Source organism: Kosakonia oryzendophytica, assembly GCF_027886705.1.
Taxonomy (GTDB): domain Bacteria; phylum Pseudomonadota; class Gammaproteobacteria; order Enterobacterales; family Enterobacteriaceae; genus Kosakonia; species Kosakonia oryzendophytica.
On sequence record NZ_CP115659.1, the window covers coordinates 4,044,325 to 4,068,349 of the forward strand.

Below are 24,025 nucleotides of genomic sequence, written 5' to 3' on the forward strand. Positions count from 1 at the left end.
GGGCGGTCATTTAATGTGGCGGGGATGGCTCAGAGCATCTGCAAATAGATCTTCCGCAGCAACAGGGTGACAGGTCCGGGCTTCCCGTCACCGATGGTCTGCCCGTCAACGGCGATCACCGGCCAGACAAAGGTCGTCGCCGAGCTGATAAACACCTCACGCGCGTTGCGCGCTTCCTCCGGGGTGAAGAGCCGCTCCTCGATCGTCACACCGTGCTCCTCCGCCAGCCGCACCAGCGCTTTACGGGTAATCCCGTGCAGAATGCTGTTGCTGAGCGGGCGTGTCACCACGGTGTTGTCCGCCTGCACGATATAGCAGTTACAGGAGCTGCCCTCGGTGATATAACCATTTTCCACCAGGAAGGCGTCATCCGCACCTTGTGCTTCGGCGAAGGCTTTCGCCATACAGGGCGCAAGCAACTGCACGGTTTTAATGTCTCGTCGCTGCCAGCGAATATCCGGGCAGGTCACGACGCGAATCCCCTTACTGGCGGCGGGATGATCCACCACTGCACGCGCCTGCGTAAACAGCACCAGCGTGGGGGGCGTGTCAGCCGGCGGATAGTGGAAATCACGATCACCGCCATTACCGCGCGTCAGTTGCAGGTAGATGCCCCCTTCCTGTAGCGCATTTTCCACAATCAGCCGCTGGTGAATGTCACGCAGGGCGTGCTCATCCAGCCGTAGCGTTAAACCCAGTTCGGTGCAGGAGCGCACCAGCCGCGCATAGTGGCCGTTAAAATCGACCAGTTTACCGTTAACCACCGCCGTGACTTCATACACTGCGTCGGCAAATAAAAACCCGCGATCGAAAACCGATATTTTCGCCGCCTCTTCCGGCAGAAACTCGCCGTTCACATATACCGTGCGTGACATCACCCTCTCCTTGATTTTCGGCGTCAGCCCCACAGGGCAGGCGTCGGGGGAAAAAGTTCGCTGCCTTCATAATGCAGCCCATGTTCGCGGTCTTTCGCCAGCAGCAAAGGACCGTCAAGATCGACAACGCTCGCGCCTTGTGCCACCACCACCGCAGGTGCCATCGACAGCGAAGTCGCCACCATACAGCCCACCATCACCTGTAACCCCAACCGCCTGGCTTCCGCCTTCAGGCGCAGCGCTTCGGTTAGCCCGCCGCTCTTGTCGAGTTTGATGTTGATCATCTCATAGCAGCCAGCAATGCGCGCCAGTGATGCCACATCATGGCAGGACTCATCAGCGCACAGCGGAACAGGGTGCGGCAGTTGCGCCAGCACCGCGTCTTTACCCGCCGGGAGCGGCTGTTCAATCAGCGTGACGCCAAGTTTGCCAAGCGCAGTGGCCTGGTGCAGGTAGAGATGTTCATCCCACCCTTCGTTAGCATCGACAATCAGCCGCGCATGCGGCGCGCCCTCGCGTACCGCCGCAACACGAGCGCCATCCTGATTATCGGCCAGTTTCAGCTTCAGCAGAGGTCGCCAGGCATTTTCCCGCGCCGCCTGCTGCATCTTTTCTGGCGTATCCAGTGACAGGGTATACGCGGTCTGCAAATGACGCGGCGGCTGGCTGGCAGTGCGTTGCCAGATGGTCTGCCCGGCGCGTTTACACTCCAGATCCCAGAAGGCGCAGTCCAGCGCATTTCGCGCCGCCCCCGCCGGGAGCGCAAGCTGTAACGTGTCACGGGTCATGCCGTTCGCCAGCGCAGCACGCATCTGCTCAATCTGCGCTATCACGCTCTCTACCGACTCGCCGTAACGGGCATACGGCAGACACTCCCCGCGCCCGGTGACGCCATTAACCGTTAAGGCCACCGCTACCACATCCGCAACGGTGCGGCTGCCGCGAGCAATGGTGAACGCCTGGCGCAGCGGCCAGCGTTCATGCGTAACGGAGAGTTCCATTACAGCGCCGCCAGCGCATCAACGATCGCCCCGACACCCTGACGGAAGGGATCCACTACCGGCAGACCGAGGCGTTGTTGCAGCGCGTCCATTAACGCACCGGCTTGCGCCTCATCCAGCGCGGCGGTATTGACGGAAATCCCCACAAACCGGGCATGCGGATTGGTCAGTTGCGCCATTTTCAGGCTTAACGCCATGCAATCACTGAGGTCGGGAATCGGGTAATCGACACCGCGCATATGCGTGCGGGTCGGTTCATGACACAGCACCAGTGCATCCGGCTGCGCACCGTGGATAAGCCCGGTGGTCACTCCCGCGAATGAAGGGTGGAACAGTGACCCTTGACCTTCGATAATATCCCAGTGGTCGGCATCGTTATCCGGCGACAGCGTTTCCACCGCGCCAGAGACAAAATCGGAGACCACCGCATCGATGCTGACCCCGCTGCCGCTGATCAGAATGCCGGTCTGCCCGGTGGCACGAAAGGTGGCTTTACCGCCGCGCGCCAGAATCTCTTTTTCAATGGCCAACGCGGTATACATCTTGCCGCAGGAGCAGTCTGTCCCCACCGGCAGCAGTCGCTTACCACTGCGTTTACGCCCGCTGGCAACCGGATAGTGCTGGGTCGGATGGCGTACATCAAACAGTGAGCGCCCGAGGCGATCGGCCAGCGCTTTTAATTCCGGGACATCAGCCAGTTTATTATGCAGCCCGGCAGCCAGATCCAGACCGCTTTCCAGCGCCTGGCTGAGAATAGAGACCCATGCCGGTGAAATAACGCCGCCACGGTTCGCAACGCCCACTACCAGCGTTTTCGCACCGGCTTTTACCGCTGCGTTAATATCCATATCCGGGACATGACAATCGGCATGGCATTCCGCCATCCGGTATTGGCCCACACAATATTCCGGGTGCCATTGTTTAATCCCATCGGCAACTTTCGCTGCCAGTTGGTCGTGCGCATCACCAAGAAAAAGCAGATAGGGCTTTTGAATATTCATTATTTACCGTCCTCAGAATAAGGCTGAACAAAAATAATTAACGCAGAAATAACATTTCCGAAAAAACAGGTAATAAGCTGACTGCCAATACAAAATAACAAGGGTTTTATTATTGTCAATAGCGACAAAAACAGGCGTTATTTACCATATTTATTGCAATTATCTGGTTTTTTATTCTGCTGATGCGTTTATTAAAATCCGCAAAAAACATTTTCTTTCTTAAATCCACTTATGGCCTTAATGGTGTCAAATAATTATTTTGATCCTTCTCACAATGATTGTATTAGCGCACCAACAGAGCGCACACGCACTATTTTAGCGCACCAAAACAGTGCTATTGCGCCCGTTAAATCTATAAGAAGAATGGATGAGAAAAATCTAATTAATGGATGTAAGGTTGATTTCGTTATTGACAGTAAAACCCTTCGTAATTTAGCGCCATAAATCAAAAACATTATGCGTTATTGGCTATTTCTCCAGGCGCATCGGTATTCATCAGTGTTACGCGGTAATTGATGGTTAAACATAAACAATCAACTGACGGACGGTGAGGTAACAATGAAGAGTTTTTGTGGGAAAGTCTCTTTAATGGCGGTACTGGTCTCTGGCCTGGTGGGCGCGCACAGTGCGCTGGCGGCGGAAGTGAAAATCGGCGTGGTGCTGCCACTTAGCGGTGCACTGAGCGGTTACGGCCAACCGTCGCAAAAAGGTCTCGAACTGATCCAGGGCATTACGCCGACGCTGAAAAACGGCGATACCATCAAACTGGTGGTGATCGACGACAAAAGCGATAAGGTGGAAGCCGCTAACGCCATGCAGCGCCTGGTTTCCAGTGATAAAGTCGACGCCGTCATTGGCGAAGTCACCTCCTCCAATACCCTGGCGATGGTCAAAATCGCCGATGACACCAAAACGCCGCTGGTCTCCTCCACCGCCACCAACGACCGCGTCACCCGTAACCACCCCTATGTCAGCCGCGTTTGCTTCTCCGACAGCTTCCAGGGTGTGGTCGGCGCGAACCTTGCGTCCCGTGATCTGAACGCCAAAACAGCCGCCATCGTATTTGATAGCAGCAACGACTACTCCGTCGGCCTGGCAAAAGCCTTCCGCACGCAATTCCTGAAAAACGGCGGCACCATTCCCATCGAAGTACAAGCGCCGTCAGGCAGTAAAGACTTCAAAGCGCAGCTCTCCAGCGTGAAAGCCAAAAACGTCGACATGATCTACATGCCTATCTACTACACCGAAGGCGCATTGATTGCCGTTCAGGCCAAACAACTCGGTCTGGATAAACCGGTGGTCGGCGGCGATGGGCTGGCGGCGGATCCGGTATTCTTTGACGTGGGTAAAGACGCGGTTAATGGCTATATGACCACCGATTACTACTCGCCCAACGCCAAAGAGCAGACGCCTTCCGGCGAAGCGTTTATCAAAGCGTGGGAAGCGAAATTTAACTCTCCGACCCACACCTGGGGCGCAATGGCGGCCGATGCCTACAACGTGATCGTCAACGCTATGAACCAGTGCAATGACCCACATGACCGTGTGTGTGTTAACGAAAAAATCCGCGCCACCAAAGACTTCCAGGGCGTGACCGGCGTACTGACGCTGAAAGATGGCGATGCGGTACGCAGCGCAGTGATCAACGAAGTGAAAGATGGTCAGCTCGCCTTTAAGACTGTGGTTAATCCTTAACGCAGTGACAGGCCGTTGTTAACAAGAGGTGCTTCAATGGATGGTGCCATTTTTCTCCAGCAGGTGGTCAACGGCATGAGTCTGGGCGGCATGTACGCGCTGATCGCCATTGGCTACACCATGGTTTACGGGGTGCTGCGCCTGATCAACTTCGCCCATGCGGACGTCATGATGGTCGGCGCATTCGCCACGCTGTTTCTGTTCTCATCAATTGGGCTACCCTTTGGGGTAGCCATTTTACTGACCCTCGGTTTATGCGGCCTGCTGGGCATGTTTATTGACCGGGTCGCCTACCGCCCCCTGCGCCAGGCATCGAAAATTTCAATGCTGATCACAGCCATCGGGGTGAGTTTTTTTCTCGAAAATCTGTTCAACGTCCTGTTTGGCGGCAGTTCCCGCTTTTTTTCGGCGCCGGACTATTTCAACAGCACTCAGACCTTCGGGCAGATAATCATTACCAACGTGGCGTGGATCGTGCCGTTGATCACCATCCTGCTGTTGCTGGCAATCCTCTGGCTGCTCTATCGCACCCGCTATGGTATGGCGATCCGCGCCGTGGCGTTTGACGTGAACACCGTGCGACTGATGGGCATTGACGCCAACCGGATTATTTCGCTGGTCTTTGCATTGGGCAGCAGTCTTGCCGCGCTGGGTGGCGTGTTCTACTCCATCAGTTACCCGACGATTGACCCGTTAATGGGCGTGCTGATTGGCCTGAAAGCCTTTGCAGCCGCGGTGCTTGGCGGTATAGGAAGCGTGACCGGCGCGGTACTCGGCGGCTTTATTCTTGGTTTTACTGAAGTGGTCGCCGTCGCCCTCTTTCCCGAACTGGGCGGCTATAAAGACGCCTTTGCTTTTATGTTCTTGATTCTGGTCTTGCTGTTCCGCCCGGTTGGCATTATGGGTGATGAACGCCTGGAAAGGAGCCGTTTCTGATGCGCAACCCCACAACGACGCTTGCCGCGCAGGGGCGCAATCTGCTGATTATCCTCATCACTATTGCGCTACTGGTCGCCATCAATACGCTGTTTAACGATTACATTGTCCGGGTTATCAGCACCGTTTTCGTCTTTATGATCCTTGCGGTCAGCTACAACCTGATTAACGGCGTCACCGGGCAGTTATCGCTGGAGCCGAACGGTTTTGTCGCCGTTGGCGCGTATGTCACTGCGCTGTTTATTCTCTCCAGCGACAGCAAACTGGATATGTTCGAAATGGCGGCCCCCAGCCCCTTTATTTTGCTGCTGCACGCCAGTTTTCTGCCAGCGTTGTTGATAAGCGGCCTGTGCGCTGCCGCGCTGGCGGTGTGCCTGGCTTTCCCGGTGTTTCGTGTGCGCGGCGACTATCTGGCGATCGTCACGCTGGGCTTCGGGTTTATTATCAAGATCCTCGCGATTAATAACCCGCAAATCACCAACGGCGCGATTGGGCTCAACGATATTCCGCAACAGCCGCATTTGCTGTTCTGGTGTGGGCTTATCGCCCTGCTTGCCACCGGGATGATCCTGCAACTGGTATGGTCAAAGTACGGCCGCATGATGAAGGCCATCCGCGATGATGAAGATGCTGCCATTGCAATGGGCATTAATACATTTCGCATTAAAACCTGCGCCTTTGCCACCAGTGCGTTCTTTGAAGGGATTGGCGGCGGTTTGCTGGCCTCGCTGCTGACCACCATCTCGCCGGGATTGTTCGACTTTATGCTCACCTTCCAGTTGCTGATCATCATTGTGCTTGGCGGCCTGGGCAGCACCACCGGCGCACTGCTCGGCACCATTGTGGTGGTCGGCAGTGGCGAGTGGCTGCGTTTTCTCGATCAACCGCTGTCGCTGTTTGGTCACGATCTCGGTTCTTATCCGGGGCTGCGCATGGTGGTGTTCTCCCTGCTGCTGCTGTTGATCATGTTGTTCGCCCGCGAAGGGTTGTTTGGCAAGAAAGAGGTGTGGCAATTACGTAAAGGGAGCCGTCATGACAGCAAGTAACGTCATTTTGCAGGTGCAGGACATTGTGATGCAGTTTGGCGGGCTGCGGGCCATCGACAAAGTAAGTTTTCACGTGGACGAAGCTGAGATCTTCGGCCTGATTGGCCCGAATGGCGCAGGCAAAACCACCCTGTTTAACGTCATCACCGCCAACTATAAACCCACCAGCGGCAGCGTGACGCTGGCGGGAAAATCCATCAAACGGCTGAAGCCTAACCAGGTGGTGAATGCCGGTATTGCGCGCACGTTTCAGAACATCCGGCTGTTTAATTCCATGACGGTGCTGGAGAACGTGATGGTCGGGCTGGATCACGCCAGCCGCTACTCCCTGCTGGAAGCGGCGCTGCATATTGGACGCTATTTTCCGGCCGAACGCGCCGCGCGGGCAAAAGCGATGGAACTGCTGGACTACATTGGTATTGCCGACTATGCCAATGTACAGGCCACCAACCTGAGCTACGGCAACCAGCGTAAAGTGGAGATCGCCCGTGCGCTGGCCACTGCGCCAAAGCTGCTGTTACTGGATGAACCCGCCGCCGGGATGAACCCAAAAGAGACCGAAGATCTGGCCGGGCTGATTTTCCGCATGCGCAAGGATTACCAGTTAAGCGTGCTGTTGATTGAGCATGATATGCCATTCGTTAACGCGCTCTGTGAGCGCGTGATGGTGCTGGAGTACGGCAAGCCGTTGTTCAGCGGTCTGATGGCGGACGCGATCCAACATCCGGAGGTGATCGCCGCCTACCTGGGAGAGGTACGTTATGCTTAGCGCACGGGAGTTAAACGTCTTTTATGGCGTCATTCAAGGGCTGAAAGGGGTGGATATTGACATCTATGACCGGGAGATCGTCACCCTGATCGGCAGTAACGGCGCGGGGAAAACCTCGACGCTGAACGGTATTGTGAACATGGTGCGTTCCACCGGCACGGTGAACTTTCTCAATGAGGATATCTCGCGCAGCCAGACGCACCATATTGTGCGAAAAGGACTGGCGCTGGTGCCGGAAGGCCGAAAAATCTTCACCAACCTGACCATCGAAGAGAACCTGCGGATGGGGGCCTATAACAACCTGGCGAACTTCACCCGCCTGCGGGATCGCATGTTTACCCTCTTCCCGCGTCTGAAGGAGCGACGTAAGCAGATGGCGGGTACCCTGAGCGGCGGTGAACAACAGATGCTGGCAATAGCCCGCGCGTTGATGAGCGAACCGGTATTGCTGATGCTCGATGAACCGAGCCTGGGCCTTGCGCCTAAGATTGTCGGCGAGTTGTTCACCACCCTTCGCCAGTTGCGCGAGGAGAACATTACTATTCTGCTGGTGGAGCAAAACGCCACGGCGGCGCTGACCATTGCCGATCGGGCTTATGTGCTGGAAAACGGCAAAATCGTGCTGAGCGGGGCGGCGCAGGAAGTGTTAGCTAACCCGGAGGTGAAAAAGATGTACCTTGGCGGGTAGCGCCCGGACGGAGCCGCAACCCGGCGTTTTTGGCGTTACGGGTTATCCGCCTCGGTTTTCTCCAGCAACCAGTCGCGGAAATCGTAGCAAACCGGCTGCAAAATGGCGGCTTTATCATACACCAGCGCCATATTGCCGCCTGGCAACCTGGGCGCGTGAACCAGCCGGTGCGACATCCATTCCGCCGTGGCATGCGCCTCATGACACACGGCAAAATCGATCCCTTCACTGCGCAGATCAACGGTGCGGTGAGTGGTGTTAATGATCACTTCCACACCCGGATGATAGTACTCAAACCCCTTCAGACGGGGTAACAGCCACTGGCTGGCGATCTCGGCCGTACAACTGACGGTCACCGTCGTCTGCCAGCCGGAGTCCATCAGCCGCTGCGTCGCCCTGGAAAGTTGATTAAACGCAGGCTGGATTTCACGCAGATAGATCTGCCCTTCCGTCGTCAGCGTCAGAAAACGCGGGCCGCGCATAAACAGCCGCACATTGACCCAGGCTTCGAGTTTGGCGATTTGCTGACTCACTGCGCTGGCAGTAATGTGTAACTCTTGCGCCGCCTCTTTCATGCTCCGGTGTCGTGCTACAGCTTCAAAACAGATCAGCGCCTGCAGTGGCGGTAAGGTCATCGCAGATCTCCGCTTCAGTTCATCACCCTAAACTGTAGCAAAAATACGCGGTTGTCATCCTCCCTGCGCCCGCCCGCGCTACGCCTGTCAGGCGGAAAGAAAGACCTGCGGCGCATCCCCGCCCGGGTGTTCGCCGACCAGCACATCTGCGCCATACCATTTGGCAATGACTGCGCGCTGGATAACCGCTCCCGGTGCGCCCTGCGCCACCAGCTTGCCGTTATGCAACAACAGGATGCGGTCCGCCCACAGCGCGGCCAGATTCAGATCGTGCAGCACGGCGCAGACATGCAGTTTTCCTTTCTGTGTGAGCCGCTTCAGCAAGCGCAATAACTGCTGCTGATGGTAGAGATCCAGCGCCGAGGTGGGTTCATCCAAAAATAACCAGCCTTCAGGGGCATCGTCACGCCAGAGTTGCGCCAGGCTGCGCGCCAGTTGTACCCGCTGCTGTTCACCGCCGGAGAGGGTGGTATAACGCCGTCCGCGTAACGCATCGCAACCGGTCAGCGCCAGCACCTGCTGCACAATGTCGCGTTCGCCTTTTTGCCCCCAGGGCGCACGCCCCATGGCAACAATCGCCTCTACGGGCCAGTCGAACCCCGGTTGCGTGTGCTGCAACATCACTGCGCGATGGCGGGAGAGTGCCGCAGGCGACCACTGGCTGAGCGCGCGCCCGGCAAGCGAGCACTCCCCCGAAGCCGTTGGAAGGTAACCGGTCAACAAGCGTAGCAGCGTTGACTTTCCTGCACCGTTAGGGCCAATGAGCGCCACCCTTTCACCGCATGTCAGCGTTAACGACACATCCTCAATCAGTTGCCGTGCGCCAACCTTCAGGTGCAAATGGGTGGCGATTAAGGTGTTATCCACGTGCAGTTCTCCTTTGTCGGAAGATCAGCCACAAAAACCAGGGCGCGCCCAGCAGGCTGGTGAGCAAACCCACCGGCATCTCGGCAGGCGCAACCACCGTGCGTGCGACCGTGTCGGCAATCAGTAGCAGACCGGCCCCTGTCAATAACGAACCCGGCACCAGCCCGCGGTGATCCGGTCCCAGCCAGATGCGCATCAGATGTGGCACCACCAGTCCGACAAAGCTGATAATGCCGCTGATCGCGACGGCCGTGGCCACCAGCAGCGCGCTGCACACCAGCAGTAACCGCTGAAGCGCAGGAACATTGACGCCGAGGTAGTGCGCCTCTTCCTCCCCCAGTTGCAGCAGATTAAGCGGCTGCGCCACCCGCCAGATAACCACCGAAGCCGGGAGGATCAACGTCGCAGCAACCCCCAGCGTTAACCACTCTGTCTGCCCGAGACTGCCCATTCCCCACTGCGAAAGTTGGCGTAGCTGGGCATCGTTGCTAATCCAGGAGAGGACGCCCACGCCCGCGTTACACAGCGCATTAATGGCAATCCCCACCAGCAACAGGCGCGACAGCCCGCTCTCCGCTGTTTTGCTGAGCAGATAAATCACCACCATCACCGCCAGACTGCCAATAAATGCTGCCAGCATCGGTGCGTACAGCGCGACCAGCACCGGAACCGACACCGGCAGCACCAGCCAGCACGCCACCATCAGCGACGCGCCGCCGCTGATGCCCAGCAACCCCGGATCGGCAAGCGGGTTACGAAACAGTCCCTGCATCACACAGCCGGAGAGCGCCAGCGCCGCGCCGACCAGCAACGCCAGCAGCACGCGCGGCAGGCGGATAGTCAGCCAGATCTGACGCAGCCCCTCATCCCCCGCAGACCACAAGCTTGCGAGCGGCAAGTGCATCGCCCCCTGGGTGGTCGCCAGCATCGTCAGCCCCAACAGCAGCAGAAGCAGTCCCCAGAGTATGCGGGACACGGCGCGACTCATTCTGGCGTGTGCTCCGCTTTACGGCGCAACTCCAGCACCGCGTGCGGCGTACTCAGGCCAAACCCCAGCAACGCCGTATCATCAATGATCAGCGCCTGTTTATTGCGCCCGGCGGGGGTTTGCGCCAGACCGGGCAGCGCCCAGAGGCTCGCTTCACCGCCCATACTTTTCACCCCGTCGGCGGAGATCACCACCAGGTCCGGTTTGCTGGCGATCACCCCTTCCTGCGACAGGGCGCGATAATGGGCAAAGCCCTGCATCGCATTCTGCAAACCTGCCGCGCGGATAGCGCCGTCCGCCGCCGTCTCCTGTCCGGCAACCATCGCCCCCATGCCGCCATGACTGAGAATAAACAACACCCGCTTATTCACCGGCTGCGCGGGCAGTGCGGCAATCTCCGCCGCCAGTGTTTTACGCACCGCGTCGCCTGCGGCGGTGCGCCCGATGGCCGCCGCAATCACCGCGACTTTTTTATCGATATCCGCCAGCGTGTAGCCGCCCGGCACAGAGACCACCCGGACATGGTTCTCCTGCACTTTTTGCAGCACCTGCGACGGCTGCGCCTGGGCGCTTGCCAGCACCACGGTCGGGCGTAGCGAGAGAATGCCTTCCGCGTTGAGCTGCCGCAGATACCCCACATCCGGCACTGTTTGCGCCTGCGCAGGCCAGGTGCTGGTGCTGTCGCGCCCCACCAGTTGCGCCTGCGCGCCCAGCCCGTACACAATGCCGGTGACGTCGCCACCAAGGGAGACGATTTTCTCTGCCGCCGCGCTGACCGCCAGCGGCAGCGCTAACAACAACATCAGTACTGTTTTCATGCTGCTTTTCCTTTGCCGATCAGGGCATCAATCTGTGCCCGCCACTGCGCTTGTTCCGGCTGACCTTCGCTGCGCTGACCATACAGTTGCGCTATCTGCACGCCATCGTCGGCGAAGAGCTCAAGGCTGGTGACATGACCGCCGTCCGTCGGCTTGCGGGTGACCCAGCATTCGGCGATCCCCGCGTCGCGTAGATGCAGGGTGAAGGTTTCGTTGAAAATGTTGATCCACCCTTTCATCGGCGTCAGCTTCTCCAGCACGCCGGTAAAAATCTGTACGCAGCCGCGATTCCCCACGAAGATCATGATTTCATTGCCGTCCTGCAATACGCTCTCCAGCAGGGTCGGCAGCGCGTCATTGCTGACCTGGCAGGCCAGATCGTCGCCCACCAGCCGGAACGCCTGCTGACGAGAGAGGTTGTACTTTTTCAGTAACCCGAAAAACTGGTGGACATCGGTCATCGCCCGCCACGCCTGATCCAGCGCGGTGGCGTCGACGGCGTGCGCATACTGAGTCGCTTTGGCGGCGACGATCGTCAACGGCTGCGCAGAGGTGGCGCGAAAACGGCTGAGCACTGCGTCCCATGCCGCCATATCGGTACGCGCCGTGGTGTAAACCTTCAGCAGCGCATCGCCCTGGCGGTCGAAAAACTGAATGCTCTGGCGCTCGCCGCGCGGGCTTTGTTCGCAGAGGTGAAACACGCTGGCCCATTCACCGAGGAACAGACGCAGATCGAGCGCACGCGGGTTGAGCACCAGCCCGGCGTGTTCGCTGATATGTTGATGGGTAAACTCGCCCAGTTGCTCGTGTACCGCATAGTCATTGCGGCAGATCGATTTGATCTCGCCCACCGGTTCCAGTGCCGCGAGGATGTCGCGCACGTCGCCCGTCAGGCGCACCGCATCGTGCCCGACGCGGGAGTGGGTTAATTCCGCTTCACTGATCGCCATCTCGCTGGCGATGTCACGGGCGTATTTTGCCGGTTCTTGCGTTTTGATGGTCTGATACTGACGCCAGATGGCGGCGAAGTCGTGTGCAGATGCAGGCATAAACATAGCGTCCTTTAGGATGTGAAAAACCCCGGCAGCGATACCGGGGAGAAACGTTAACGGTGGAGACCTATTCGCCCGGGCTGCCCGAGCGATAACATCGTCTTAGAAGTCGACATTGACGCCCAATTGCCAGGTGCGTCCCGGCATCACCGCCAGCGCTTTATCGTAGGCATTCTGGTTGGTGGACTCTTCCTGAGTACGGCTGTTCAGGTAGTCCCAGTACTTACGATCGGTGATGTTGTAAACGCCGCCGTTAACCTTGACGTGTTTCGCCACCTGCCAGTACGCCGTCCAGTCCAGCAGACCGTAGCCCGGCACGCGCATATACTCGACACTGGAATCCCCCAATGCACCGCCGGTATTGGTGTAGGACTGGCGGTTGGTGGCGGTCGCCTGCTTGCCTTTGACAAAGGTGGCGGTCAGCGCAGTGCCGTAGCGTTTTGCCGGATCATCCCAGGCAACGCCGACGATGGCTTTCATTGGCGCGACGCTGTCGAGATCGACGTATTTGTCGCCGGAGTAGCTGGATTTGGACTTCCCTTGGGTATAGCCGTACGCCAGCGTGGCGCTCAGGCCGTTCAGTTGTTCGAACCAGGTGCCAACGTTGAATTTCGCGCTGACTTCACCGCCATAGATAAAGGCCTTGTCGCGGTTTTCCGCCTGATAAGTGGTGTAAATATTGGAGGGAACGTTGGTGAATTTATCCGGATTGCCTGAACGGGTGTAGCGGGTATAGGCGATAAAGTTTTTATAGCTGTTGTAGAACAGCGCCGTACGCAGCGTTACTCCGTCGGTGACGTCGCCCTTCATGCCCCATTCCAGGTTGTTGCTGGTTTCGGTTTTCAGATCGGTGTTGCCAATCAACGCATACTGCCCACGTCCGGCATAGCTTGAACCCAGGTTCCAGGAGCCGTACAACTGGCTGGCGTTCGGGAACTCCGCCCCGCGTTTATATTGCAGGTAGGTCATCAGGCGCGGCGTGAGGTCGTACTGGAAGGTCAGCGACGGCAGCAACTGGGTGTCTGAATTTTTACCGTACAACGACGAGACGGACGACTCCGTCAGCACGCTGCTGTTGGTCGTCAGGCTGGAGAGGTTATCCGGTTTGGTGGACTGATGCACAACGCGCGCGCCGGGAATGATGGCAAAGTGGTGGCCATCTGCATCGAAGTTAATCTGATCCTGCACGAACGCGCCCACGGTGTAGCTGCGGCTGTTCGCTTCCGGTTGCATGATCACACTGTAGACGCTCGGTACCGGCGACTGACTAAACGGGCGCTCGGTTTTGCTGGTGCTGGCGTTAAAGCCTGCGCTCAGATCATGACGACCGAGCGTTTTCGCCAGCGCATTCTGAATGCCCCAGGTGTCGGTATCATAGTTGGAGTAGACCGTCTCCATCGTACCGGTGGTGCTGTCCGGCATCCAGGTGCGGTCATGCGCCTCGGTGTGCTGGTAGTAGACTTTGCTGGACATGCTATCGAGCCAGTCGTTCATTGGCGTCCAGTCATCTTTCAGGCTAACGCCCCAGCGCCGGGTCTGGCTGGTTTGCTGCGCATCACCGAGGATCGTGCTGCCGCTGCTGTTCCAGCTATCGTAGTGGGTGTGGTTGGTCTTGTGGTAATAATCCAGCGTCGCCGTCAGTTTGTGCGCCTCATTGGGCTGCCAGATCCCGGAGGCCATCATCGCATCGGAGTGCCAGTTCGCCGGATAAGCGTCCAGAGTGCCGCTGTTGTTGCGGGTCTGCTGACCGTCGCGGCGGCTGTAGACAAAAATGCCGCGCAGAGTGTCGTCCCCGGCCGCGCCGGTTATGCCGTTGTGCCAGCTACGGTCTGCGGAGTCGTAATCGCTCTGATAACCAAAGTAGGTCTCTTTCCCCTGACGCAGATAGTCGTCGGCGGATTTCGGTTTAAAGGAGACGTTGCCGCCAATCGAGGTGTTGGCGTTATCCGTTGATGTCGCGCCGGACTGAATATCAACGCTACCGTACATATACGGATCGATGTAATCGCGGCCAATGCCGAAAGTGTTCAGACCTGCGCGACTGACATAGCTGCGGCCGGTGGCATCGGGCTGAGGGATCCCGTCAACATCAATGCCGACACGGTTGCTTTCCAGACCACGAATGTTATAGCCGGTGTAACCGCCGCGATCGAAGCCGCTTTTCCCGTTGCCGGAACCGCCGCTGGCGCCGGTGGCGCTGATCAACGGCTCATAGCGCATGATGGAGCCAAAATCTTTCGCGCCTTTATTTTGCAGATCCTGCGCGCTGACCGAATGGTCGCTCCCGGCTTTTAATACCGGCGCAGGCGCTGTGACGACCATCTCTTCAGCGGTATCTTGCTGGGAGTTGGCGGAAATTGTGGGGGTATCAGCCGCACTGGCGGAGGTCTGATACAGCGCTGCGAGTAGTGAAGTCACCAGCACGCGCTTGCTAAAGCGAGGCCGGGAAAATTGCGATTTACACATAGTATTTGTAAGCCCTGGTGTTATTAGTATCAGGCTCACTGCTTACTTCCAGTCGTACGTGGAATTGTGCCGTGTCTGCACCCGACACTGATGGCCAACTCTCATCTTATCGAGCCAGATAATAATGATAATAATTATCACTTGCAATAACTTAATTATTCCTCACATTCCTCCCCATACATTGCCTACAATGGTTGTCTACTACGCGCTTACGGTGACGATAAAATGAGCAAACCCACCCTCACTCTGCATTATTGCTCCCAGTGTAACTGGATGCTACGCGCCAGCTGGATGGCGCAGGAATTACTGCATACCTTCAGTACCGATCTCAATGCGGTCACCCTGAAGCCGGGCACCGGCGGGATTTTTGTTATCGATATTGACGGTCACGTTATCTGGGATCGCAAGCAGGATAGCGGTTTCCCCGATGCCGCAGAATTAAAACGCCGCGTACGCGACTACTGCTTCCCGGAAAAACCGCTGGGCCATGTGGAGAAAAGCATGTAGGGAGGGATAAGGCGCAAAACAGCGCTTCGCGTCTCAGGCCCGTTGAAGTTCCCTCCTTTGCTAACACGCAGAAAATAGCCTGTTGCGTGGGCAACAAAAAGGTCGCCGTAGCGACCTTTTTGTTACTTTTTCACCGGTTGCGGCTTCTTATCGCCGGACTCGGGTGCGTTGTGTGGATCATCTTTTTCAACTTTCAGCACAGGATCCTCCTTGTTGCCTTCCGTCTTTTGACTATAGATGCCCGCAGCGAAAAGAAGCCAGGCGGCAGACAAAAAAAACCGCTCAGACTGAGCGGTTGCAAGTGCGACACCAGGGTTTGGTAAATTGTAGAACTGCATGAAATATAAACATTTTTTGGATAACTTCAAGGCAATCACCATGAAAAAAATCATTCCCAAAGATCGTTATATTTCACTACAACAAGTTGTTTTATAACGATATTCTTGTAAACATTTTGCAAATAATTAGCAGACTCATTGTGAGCAATAACCAGGCAATTGCATACCTTCAGACACAGAGCGGATTTCCTGCTCCTGAGGGTGATTTTTCGCTATTTCTCCGTAAAGGAATATCGCGCTGTTATGGCGAATTATCTTCTTGCTGCGTCTGTATCCGGTTAGCGATTTTGTCAACCAGACGCTTTTGGCGTGGGGTAAGATGAAGGGATACGGCTGCCTCATTAATAGAAATAAGCGTTGATATCATTCTGTTAGGGTCGATATACAGAAAATTCTCACACCCTTCGATGGGCATTATCTCACTGGGGTTTTCTTGTTTATTTTCTCTCATCATTCTACTCAGGTATTTATTTCATAGCACAGCAATGTACACTTTGTGCTAATGAGCAATAATCTTTGCAAAAGATTACCGTCACATAATATTATGCAGGTCGCCATCTATTAATTTCACAATAAAGAATCAGTTAACGAAATATCACATTCAACATAACGAGATAAACGAGCCGTTTCCGACCCGCTTGTTATTCACATACCATTTTAATGATGACTGACTACCATAAGTCACTATCAGGACTCAGATTTACGGCCACCACCATGACTGTTTTTGCCGCCTTTCTTACCGGCTTCGGATGCACGTTCGGGATCATTTTTAAAGTTGCCCCCGCTGTGCTGTCCACCTTTACGTCCTGCTTCAGAAGCCTTTTCACGATCTTCTGCGAAATTTCCAGAACCGCCTCTATGTTCCGCCATATTATATCTCCAGTGGGTACTTTACTTGTAACCGAAAAAGTCATTAAGTACTTTAATCGATCGCGTTAGAGATTTAAGTTTGGTTGCTAATGAAAATTAGTCAACGGCATTCATAAAATTAATCATAATAAAAATTACGCAGCTTATTTTTACATTTAGATGCATATGTTGCATTTAAAATAAAACTTATATTTATAAAGGGGTTAAACGTCGATATATCTTCTAAAGAAATAATCAAAAAATGTTATTTATTTCCGCAGAATTTACCGAAGCGGTAATTCTGAACGCAGGGAGAACGCACGATTCTCCCTGCCACATCGATCAAAACAACGCGTTAACCACCATAAATCCCAAAGCCGTCATCAAAATCGCTCCTACCACATGCACCAACACGGAGGTCATTGCCCACAGATAATCCCCTGTTTGCAGCAATGCAAAGATCTCCAGTGAAAATGTTGAAAAGGTCGTCATGCCGCCGCACAAACCGGTGGTAATTAGCAGTCGCCAAGTGGGATCAAGATTCGGCTGCCGGGTAAAGAACGCCAGCGCGCCACCTATGATTAACCCGCCAAGCAGATTCACCAGTAAGGTGCCGGGTGGCAGATTGGGAAACAGAACATTCAACCGAATGGAGAGCAACCAGCGGATAACGCAGCCCGCAGAACCCCCGATCATCACAGCAAATAAAGATTTCAGCATGTTTTCCTCATTAATCGTGCGAATGATGGAGACATGCCGGGAGGGGAAAATTTAAAACGCCCGACATGCCTCCGTTAAAGAGTCATATCAGGCGTCATCAGCTTCTCAGGGAAGCGGTTGGGTAAGGTGGAACGCCATCACCTTAGCGCGCATTGTTGACGATTTTCACTTTCCAGGCAAGCGCAGGACGTGCAGTAAGCGTAAGGAAAATCGCTAACGATTTTCTCTGTGTTGACATAGGCGGCAAAATCAATTGTTATATTATAACATTTCATTTTGTCACAAAGGATAACCAGGGACTACACGATGATCATGAAGAAATCCGCGTTCTTACTCGGTATGGGCATGTTGCTTGGTAGCGCTCAAAGCGTTGCCCACGATCACCATCACGGTAAACCGCTGTCGGAGGTTGAACGCAAAGCCAGCGAAGGCATTTTTGATAATAAAGAGGTAAAAGACAGAGCGCTGAGCGACTGGGATGGTATCTGGCAATCGCTGGAACCTTACCTGCTCAATGGCGATCTGGATCCGGTGCTGGAGAAAAAAGCGAAACAGGGTGACAAAACCGTTGAAGAGTACCGGGCTTATTATAAAAAAGGCTACGCGACAAACGTTGAGATGATCGGCATCGAAGACAACGTAATCGAATTTCACTCTGGCAATACGGTGAATCGTTGCCGTTATGATTACGCCGGGTACAAAATCCTCACCTATGCCTCTGGTAAGAAAGGCGTTCGTTACCTGTTTGAATGCACAGACAGCCAGTCAAAAGCGCCAAAATATGTGCAGTTCAGCGACCATATTATCGCGCCGCGCCGGTCACAACATTTCCACATTTTCATGGGGAATGTCTCACAGGAAGCGCTGCTCAAAGAGATGGATAACTGGCCGACATACTACCCGTACAATATGACCAAAGCGCAAGTGGTCGAGGAAATGCTACATCATTGATGTTTCCCGGCGGGCGGTAGACGTGCCGCCTGCCGGGCTGTGATGGCGTTACCGCGCATCACTCTATTTGCGCATCCACTTTAATGATCGCCTGACAATCTTTTTCGCGCAGCCCATAAACCTCTGCCAGACCGTTCTCGCCGCAGCCTGTCGTGGCTAAATCCCGTAATGCGGCTTGCGCATAGTCGTAGCCATTTTCAGCCAGCAATTTCTGCGCCTCGTCGCCAAGCGTCGTACTTGTTGCCCCGTTGCTCATTGCATCCAGACCCGCGTTACCAATCGCGCCCTGCTGAATAGCAGCCCTGATGGTTGGACTCGTCGCCAGTTCAGGCCAGCCATTAATAAAATCAGCCACGGTTTTGGCGTGTGAAGTGAAAGAGAGAAAGACCAGAGGAACGATGAAAAGAGTGCGTTTCATATAACCTTCTTACTTTATTATTTGAATGCCCATCATATTCCGTGCCAAAGCCAAAAAACAATTATCCCCCTCATTGCACGGCCTTATTCCATTCTTTTCTCTGTCGCCACTGCACCACATTGAGACACTGTGGTGTGCTCTACTAACGCCAATTGTCGTATCCCGTCACACTTCGGCGGTGGATTGATTTCCCCCTCAACGGGCTGTGATAGTATCCATCACGTTATTCCTGTCCACACTCACCGAGGCTTTGATGCTGGAGAATGTCATCATCAGATAATCAGCGTCCCGACCTGCACAGGCCGGACTGATTATCGCTGCGCTTAAACCTTACGCGAACACCTGCGGGTGTTGGCTCGTTTTTGCTCATGATGATGAACAGGTTTTCAGTATGAATTTATCCCGTCCGGAACAACGTACCTTACACGTTCTCGCCAAAGGCGGACGCATAGCGCATATCCGCGATGCATCAGGCCGTATTACCACCGTTGAATGCTACACCCGCGAAGGATTGCTGCTCAGCGATTGCACGCTTGCGGTGTTTAAAAAACTCAGGAGCAAGAAGCTGATCACGTCGGTGAATGGTCAGCCATATCGTATCAATCACACCGGACTGAGCCATGTTCGCGCCCGGACAGACAACCAGTAAGGAGCACAGGTAAAAAAGCGCCTCTTGTCTGAGGCGCTTTATCTTCCCCGCTGTAGAACCTGTCCCCCTTTCACAGTCATCTGCGGATAGCCGATTGTGACTAATCGATAACGCGTTTTTTATGACAACGGCCTCACTGAAAAGAGAATGTGCTGCGGGCCCCCCTGTATCCAGGTTCCGATAATGTGTGGCATCGTGCGACGAACATCGCGAACACGGGATCATCTGTGGATTTACTTTACTCCGCGTCCCTGCTGACTGGAGTGGCTAAAGTGGGATAAAAGTATTCCCGACATAGACCAACCCGGGTCACGGTGCCGGCAGCACAGGCACATTGATGAAGAATTGAAAGTCGAAAACTCACCAGCATGGAGTTTCAATCCCCTTCCCGCTTAGCGCATCTGCGTAAAAAAGATTTCGGCGTTACCATTATGCCTGGCGTGAACAACAACGAATAAACCGCGCGCGTTGACTTATCCCGTCAAGGTTATTACCCATATTTAAAATTGTTCAATCAGTGGGTTATGGCGACCCGGTCTATTTCACTTAAATATTTCGCAAACATAATCGCATCCCGCCGACGGAGTATAAAATGCGATGGGAAGATCAATAATTTGCCTGGTAATCAAACACTGAAACCGGGCGAACGCTAAGCCGATCCTTATTGCTGTTTGCCATTGGGATGGGCGTAGCGCGTATGACTCTCATTCGCGAGAGCTACGCCAAGCCGTTTCCCCTCCACGTCCACACCGCCCGCATGAAGATTCACCCCGTAATATGACGCCAGATCAAATCTGTACATACCGTTACACAGCAACACTCATCATCTGTGAGGCGTCTGGTATATAGTGTCGTGAACATAGAGGTCGGTTTGCTGTGAAGATAAAAAGCAACAAACTTTAAACAAATAAATATTATGCTTTCTTAATATTATAATGAAACTTAAAAATACACTCTGCCTACATATCTCGATGGCGGCCCTTGCCATCCTGTTTTTATGTGTTCACCCGCTGGTGAACAGCTTTGATCCGCCGCTTACATTTCAGCCGTTGATTAAATCAATGGCAGGCACACAAAAAGAACAAGCTGAAAAAATAGCCACTATTTCTCATGCATTACAGGGCAATGCGATTTTTTTCATCGGCGCTTCTGAAGTCGCCACCTCAGAAGATGAACATTACGCTGTATATAATTACTTTAATAATGATTTGCACCGTCCGGTGGTCGCATTTGGTGACAGCTTCGATGATAGTGTTACACATTTTTTACTGTTCTCACGTTTTAAAAACGACCTTAATGCAAACAGTAAAGTGGTGTTGTTACTTTCACCGGACAGTTTTTATTCATTCGGCGTTCCGCCCGCTATTTTTGCAGATAATTTCCCGGCCCCCGTGTTTAATCCATTAATCCAGGATGAGCAAGCGCGCCCCTTCCTGGTCAATTACTTACGCAATATTGATAAAAAAGAGATCAGCCATTTAACCTTTTCGCAAATGAAAATTTATGGCTGGCACGCGGAAAATATCTGGCAGGAAGTGAGTTTCCAGTTTGCTAATTTCTGCACACTGATTAAAAACGACTGGCTGGCAATGCTACACATTGAGCCGGAAGAGACTCAACCGTGGCCGCAACACCCCACATCCGTCGTAACACCGGACTGGGATAAAGAGTTGGCTCATGCCCGCGAGCTGAACGCATATCGTCAGCAAAGCGCCGCCACGCTGTGGATGGACAAATCCATTTATGAACCGGGCGAAAAACCGGAAGTGTGGGATGACTCACCTGTCGTTCCGGCACAAATACAGGCGTTTGAAGCCACTATCAAGTTATTGAAATCGCGCCATGTTCAGGTCGTGGTCATTATTGATGCCATCAACCGGCGGGCCGTGCAGAACCCGGAACTGGTGCAGCCCGCCGTGACTCAGGCAACGGCAATTCTGCAGGCAAATCAGATCCCTTACCTCGATATGTACTCCATGCCTTATCAGGAGGGCTGGAACTGGGATCGCCTGCACCCAACCGACCTGGCATGGGTACCGATGGACCGCTTTATTCTGGAGAGTTTTAAATGATGAAAAATGCTATTCGCCTTTTTTTCCTTTATCTCCTGCTGGCGGTCACCATCATCGCGTGGTCTTCGGTGGATGAGAGCATGAGTTTGAAAGTGCATTTTGAATATCAAAAGTTCTGAGGAATGAATGATGTACAGCTCCGGAACGTTTTTTTTATACCTGTTCTCATCGGCGTTGATCTTCGCGCTGGTTAACCGCGTATTGCACTACCGGTTGACCTATTTATCCGCATTTTCCGTACTGGCCGCGGTCGCCTGGGGCTATATCTTCCAGGGAGATTACGCGGTTCCCGTCGCGGTCTTCTTCAGCTTTTACGCCATTGTCACCTTAAAAGAGAAAGGCTGGTTGAAAACCTGGCAGGCAGTCACCCTGACGCTGCTGCCGCTGCTGTTGGTGAAACTACACCTTAACAATCACTGGGGCATGATCGGCTTATCGTTTATGACCTTCCGCGCCATTGATGTTCTGCTGTACCGCAGCAAAAAAGATGGCCGTCATTTTCTGCACTATTTCTGCTACCTGTTTATGCCATTTATTATTCTGGCAGGTCCCATGTATCGCTGGCGGACCTGGGTGACGGACATTAATAAACCGGTATTTAGCCTGACCCGTGAGCAGTTTTTAACGGCAATGGAGCAAATTTTTACCGGCATCGTGCAGAAGTTTCTCTTCGCAATGCTTATCGACAACCTGGTGATCCAGTCGTGGAGCCATCGTCCGTTTACCCTCAGTGTAGGGGTGGTGATGTCGCTGGCTTACAGCGCCTATTTGTGGTTCGACTTTGCCGGTTACAGCAATATGGCGATTGGTGCCGGGCGCTTGTTTGGCCTGAATATTCCGGCGAACTTCAATATGCCCATTCTGGCGAAAAACCCGCAGGATTTCTGGCGACGCTTCCACATCAGTCTCTCTGAATGGCTGAGAGACGTGGTCTTTATGCCGATTTATATGAACTTAATGAAGCTCGACTTTTTCCGTCAGAACAAAACGCTGGCGCAGAACATAGGTATCTTCTGCACGCTGTTTTGTATGGGAGCATGGAACGGGCTCGAAAGGCACTATGTTATCAGCGGCGCGCTGTTTGGCGCTATTTCCGTTGCGCACAACATGCTTCAGTGGTCAGCCAAACGCAGCCCGGCGCTGACCACCGGGTTACAAAACCCGGTGGTTATCTTCCTGGGCCGCATTTTAACGCTGGCAAGTGCTGCGGCTTCTCTTTACATCTTTAGCGGAATGTCACCTCTATGAACCTTCACACCGAGCTTCAGGAATTGCAGGATTTCCTGCGTGCGGCATTACTTGATCCCGCGAATCCACAGCAGTTGGCCATCAGCGGCAGCGATGAAGCCCTGACCTGGCAACAGCTTACCACCGCCGTGACAGACTGGTCACAACGCTTACAGCAGTGCCAGTTACCCGCCGGTACGCCAGTGGTGCTGTACGGCCACCAGCAGGCGGAGTTCGCTGTGGCCATCTATAGCTGTCTGCTGCATAACATTCCGTATATCCCGGTGGATTGCATTTATCCGCAGGAACGGCTGAAAGAGATATGCTCGCTGGCAAGCGCGCCGTGGTACTACGACATTGCCACCCGGCAGTTCGTGGCGATCGGTGAAACCGGCAAACCACTCGAAGAGCAGGACCTGGCGTACATCATGTTCACCTCCGGCAGCACCGGCAAACCCAAAGGTGTGCAGATCGGGCGCGAAAGCCTGTGGCACTTTATGAAATGGGTTCGCCAGGACTTTTCACTGCCGCCGACGCCGGTGCTGATGAACCATGCGGTGTTCAGCTTCGACCTCTCTTTGATTCCGCTGCTGGCGAACCTGGCCACTGGCGGGCATATTGTACTGAATGCGAAAGAGGATATTGCCGCTGACAACTGGCTCGATCGCCTGAAAAGCAATCAGGTTTCCGTGTGGGTATCCACGCCTTCCTTTGCTTACCAGCGTCTGCTCTCGCCGCAGTTCAACAGCGAATACCTGCCCGACCTCAACGTGTTCGTGTTTATTGGCGAGGTGCTGAACAAGGCGTTGGTCAAACAGTTACGCCGCCGCTTTCCGCAGGCCAAAATTCTTAACTCCTATGGCCCAACGGAAGCGACCATCGCCACAACGGTGATTGAAATCACCGACGAGATCCTGAACAGCGAGAACGATCTACTGCCGGTTGGCACGATGATGCCGGACTCGAGAATGGAAATTACCCCGGAAGGCGAGCTGATCATCTGGGGTAAAAATGTGATGCGCGGTTATCTCGGGCTGCCAAAAGAGAACGCCGAGAAGCTGCTGCACCGTGAGGGCGAAGCATTCCGTGGCTACAGAACCGGCGACCTGGGCTACGAAGATGGGCTGCTTTACTGCCAGGGGCGTAACGATAGCCAGATTAAATTGAATGGTTACCGTATCGAGATCAACGAGATCGAAAACCGCCTGCTGGCAATGTCCGGTATCAGTGAAGCGGTGGTTCTGCCGCTGATGAAATCCGGCGGCGGTGTGCTGCGTATTGCAGCATTCTGTGTAACGAAGCTGGCACCGGAAGCGATAAAAACATCGCTCTCGAAGGTGATCCCGCCCTATATGGTGCCTTCGCAAATCATTATCAAAGACGCTTTGCCGCTCAATCCCAACGGCAAAATTGACCGTAAGCTGCTGGACACTCATGCCCGCACGAACTGATGATTC

The 24,025-nt window shown here is 54.3% G+C and carries 26 protein-coding genes, 1 pseudogene and 1 riboswitch; of the genes and pseudogenes, 13 read left to right on the top strand and 14 right to left on the bottom strand.

What is annotated here, in order from left to right:
- Positions 1-29 precede the first annotated feature (29 nt).
- Genes O9K67_RS19585 through dgcN form a run of 3 tightly spaced genes read right to left on the bottom strand, consistent with a single transcriptional unit; the run spans position 30 to position 2,877 of the window.
- Positions 30-875 (bottom strand): D-amino-acid transaminase, encoded by an 846-nt coding sequence (locus O9K67_RS19585; RefSeq protein WP_061497311.1) that lies wholly within the window; start codon positions 873-875, stop codon positions 30-32.
- Positions 876-898: 23 nt separating this feature from the next.
- On the bottom strand, positions 899-1,876 hold the full coding sequence (gene dgcA / locus O9K67_RS19590; protein WP_061497313.1) for an N-acetyl-D-Glu racemase DgcA: 978 nt from the start codon (positions 1,874-1,876) through the stop codon (positions 899-901).
- A complete protein-coding gene (gene dgcN, locus O9K67_RS19595) occupies positions 1,876-2,877 on the bottom strand; it encodes an N-acetyltransferase DgcN (RefSeq protein WP_061497315.1) in 1,002 nt (333 codons plus the stop codon). The genes dgcA and dgcN overlap by 1 nt, the downstream gene beginning before the upstream one ends.
- Before the next feature lie 588 nt (positions 2,878-3,465).
- On the opposite strand from dgcN, the gene O9K67_RS19600 reads away from it, so the two are divergent.
- The 5 genes from O9K67_RS19600 to O9K67_RS19620 are packed head-to-tail and all read left to right on the top strand — an operon-like array spanning position 3,466 to position 8,011.
- Entirely contained in the window at positions 3,466-4,572 is a 1,107-nt protein-coding gene (locus O9K67_RS19600; protein ID WP_271044684.1) for an ABC transporter substrate-binding protein, read from the top strand.
- 36 nt (positions 4,573-4,608) lie between these two features.
- Positions 4,609-5,508 (top strand): branched-chain amino acid ABC transporter permease, encoded by a 900-nt coding sequence (locus tag O9K67_RS19605; protein WP_061497319.1) that lies wholly within the window; start codon positions 4,609-4,611, stop codon positions 5,506-5,508.
- On the top strand, positions 5,508-6,554 hold the full coding sequence (locus O9K67_RS19610; protein ID WP_061497321.1) for a branched-chain amino acid ABC transporter permease: 1,047 nt from the start codon (positions 5,508-5,510) through the stop codon (positions 6,552-6,554). Before O9K67_RS19605 ends, O9K67_RS19610 begins: the two co-directional genes overlap by 1 nt.
- Positions 6,541-7,323: an ABC transporter ATP-binding protein gene (locus O9K67_RS19615; protein ID WP_061497323.1), complete on the top strand. Its 783-nt coding sequence runs from the start codon at positions 6,541-6,543 to the stop codon at positions 7,321-7,323. Before O9K67_RS19610 ends, O9K67_RS19615 begins: the two co-directional genes overlap by 14 nt.
- Positions 7,316-8,011, top strand: a complete 696-nt coding sequence (locus O9K67_RS19620; protein ID WP_061497325.1) for an ABC transporter ATP-binding protein — start codon at positions 7,316-7,318, stop codon at positions 8,009-8,011. The genes O9K67_RS19615 and O9K67_RS19620 overlap by 8 nt, the downstream gene beginning before the upstream one ends.
- A gap of 35 nt (positions 8,012-8,046) precedes the next feature.
- Here the strand turns inward: O9K67_RS19620 and O9K67_RS19625 are convergent, their stop codons facing one another.
- The 6 genes from O9K67_RS19625 to O9K67_RS19650 form a co-directional block, all read right to left on the bottom strand.
- Positions 8,047-8,646 carry a LysR family transcriptional regulator gene (locus O9K67_RS19625; protein WP_061497327.1) on the bottom strand — a complete coding sequence of 200 codons (600 nt, stop codon included), beginning with the start codon at positions 8,644-8,646 and terminating at the stop codon, positions 8,047-8,049.
- A gap of 87 nt (positions 8,647-8,733) precedes the next feature.
- Entirely contained in the window at positions 8,734-9,513 is a 780-nt protein-coding gene (locus O9K67_RS19630) for a heme ABC transporter ATP-binding protein (RefSeq protein WP_061497329.1), read from the bottom strand.
- The gene (locus O9K67_RS19635) at positions 9,506-10,501 is read right to left on the bottom strand and encodes a FecCD family ABC transporter permease (protein ID WP_061497331.1); all 996 of its coding nucleotides are present in this window, start codon (positions 10,499-10,501) and stop codon (positions 9,506-9,508) included. The genes O9K67_RS19630 and O9K67_RS19635 overlap by 8 nt, the downstream gene beginning before the upstream one ends.
- A complete protein-coding gene (locus O9K67_RS19640; protein WP_061497333.1) occupies positions 10,498-11,319 on the bottom strand; it encodes a heme/hemin ABC transporter substrate-binding protein in 822 nt (273 codons plus the stop codon). Before O9K67_RS19640 ends, O9K67_RS19635 begins: the two co-directional genes overlap by 4 nt.
- Entirely contained in the window at positions 11,316-12,374 is a 1,059-nt protein-coding gene (locus O9K67_RS19645; protein ID WP_408612822.1) for a hemin-degrading factor, read from the bottom strand. Before O9K67_RS19645 ends, O9K67_RS19640 begins: the two co-directional genes overlap by 4 nt.
- A 99-nt stretch (positions 12,375-12,473) precedes the next feature.
- Complete coding sequence (locus O9K67_RS19650) at positions 12,474-14,837, bottom strand: TonB-dependent receptor domain-containing protein (RefSeq protein WP_061497335.1); 2,364 nt, start codon at positions 14,835-14,837, stop codon at positions 12,474-12,476.
- 225 nt (positions 14,838-15,062) lie between these two features.
- Here O9K67_RS19650 and O9K67_RS19655 point away from each other — a divergent pair, with 225 nt between their 5' ends.
- Positions 15,063-15,344 (top strand): SelT/SelW/SelH family protein, encoded by a 282-nt coding sequence (locus O9K67_RS19655; protein WP_061497337.1) that lies wholly within the window; start codon positions 15,063-15,065, stop codon positions 15,342-15,344.
- Between the two features lie 122 nt (positions 15,345-15,466).
- Here the strand turns inward: O9K67_RS19655 and O9K67_RS19660 are convergent, their stop codons facing one another.
- The 3 genes from O9K67_RS19660 to crcB form a co-directional block, all read right to left on the bottom strand.
- Positions 15,467-15,724, bottom strand: coding sequence for a hypothetical protein (locus O9K67_RS19660; RefSeq protein WP_134318552.1), 258 nt, complete (start codon positions 15,722-15,724; stop codon positions 15,467-15,469).
- A gap of 645 nt (positions 15,725-16,369) precedes the next feature.
- Positions 16,370-16,552 (bottom strand): con-10 family general stress protein, encoded by a 183-nt coding sequence (locus O9K67_RS19665; RefSeq protein WP_061497343.1) that lies wholly within the window; start codon positions 16,550-16,552, stop codon positions 16,370-16,372.
- 321 nt (positions 16,553-16,873) lie between these two features.
- The gene (gene crcB / locus O9K67_RS19670) at positions 16,874-17,251 is read right to left on the bottom strand and encodes a fluoride efflux transporter CrcB (protein WP_061497344.1); all 378 of its coding nucleotides are present in this window, start codon (positions 17,249-17,251) and stop codon (positions 16,874-16,876) included.
- Between the two features lie 81 nt (positions 17,252-17,332).
- Positions 17,333-17,402, bottom strand: a riboswitch (Fluoride riboswitch).
- 155 nt (positions 17,403-17,557) lie between these two features.
- On the opposite strand from crcB, the gene zinT reads away from it, so the two are divergent.
- Positions 17,558-18,202, top strand: coding sequence for a metal-binding protein ZinT (gene zinT, locus O9K67_RS19675; protein WP_061497347.1), 645 nt, complete (start codon positions 17,558-17,560; stop codon positions 18,200-18,202).
- A 58-nt stretch (positions 18,203-18,260) separates the two neighbouring features.
- Here zinT and O9K67_RS19680 read toward each other — a convergent pair whose 3' ends face one another.
- Positions 18,261-18,620 (bottom strand): hypothetical protein, encoded by a 360-nt coding sequence (locus O9K67_RS19680; protein ID WP_061497349.1) that lies wholly within the window; start codon positions 18,618-18,620, stop codon positions 18,261-18,263.
- Positions 18,621-19,011: 391 nt separating this feature from the next.
- Here O9K67_RS19680 and O9K67_RS19685 point away from each other — a divergent pair, with 391 nt between their 5' ends.
- Complete coding sequence (locus tag O9K67_RS19685) at positions 19,012-19,269, top strand: YjhX family toxin (RefSeq protein ID WP_061497351.1); 258 nt, start codon at positions 19,012-19,014, stop codon at positions 19,267-19,269.
- Between the two features lie 199 nt (positions 19,270-19,468).
- Positions 19,469-19,816: pseudogene (locus O9K67_RS24780) on the top strand (arabinose operon transcriptional regulator AraC); the annotation flags it as partial.
- A gap of 114 nt (positions 19,817-19,930) precedes the next feature.
- On the opposite strand, the gene O9K67_RS19690 reads toward O9K67_RS24780, so the two are convergent.
- Positions 19,931-20,071, bottom strand: coding sequence for a hypothetical protein (locus O9K67_RS19690; protein ID WP_167352630.1), 141 nt, complete (start codon positions 20,069-20,071; stop codon positions 19,931-19,933).
- Positions 20,072-20,204: 133 nt separating this feature from the next.
- Here O9K67_RS19690 and O9K67_RS19695 point away from each other — a divergent pair, with 133 nt between their 5' ends.
- The 4 genes from O9K67_RS19695 to O9K67_RS19710 are packed head-to-tail and all read left to right on the top strand — an operon-like array spanning position 20,205 to position 24,019.
- On the top strand, positions 20,205-21,341 hold the full coding sequence (locus O9K67_RS19695) for a D-alanyl-lipoteichoic acid biosynthesis protein DltD (RefSeq protein WP_061497353.1): 1,137 nt from the start codon (positions 20,205-20,207) through the stop codon (positions 21,339-21,341).
- Entirely contained in the window at positions 21,338-21,460 is a 123-nt protein-coding gene (locus tag O9K67_RS19700; RefSeq protein WP_271044619.1) for a hypothetical protein, read from the top strand. The genes O9K67_RS19695 and O9K67_RS19700 overlap by 4 nt, the downstream gene beginning before the upstream one ends.
- Positions 21,461-21,470: 10 nt before the next feature.
- A complete protein-coding gene (locus O9K67_RS19705) occupies positions 21,471-22,589 on the top strand; it encodes a membrane-bound O-acyltransferase family protein (RefSeq protein WP_061497355.1) in 1,119 nt (372 codons plus the stop codon).
- A complete protein-coding gene (locus tag O9K67_RS19710) occupies positions 22,586-24,019 on the top strand; it encodes an AMP-binding protein (RefSeq protein ID WP_061497356.1) in 1,434 nt (477 codons plus the stop codon). The genes O9K67_RS19705 and O9K67_RS19710 overlap by 4 nt, the downstream gene beginning before the upstream one ends.
- Positions 24,020-24,025: the final 6 nt, after the last annotated feature.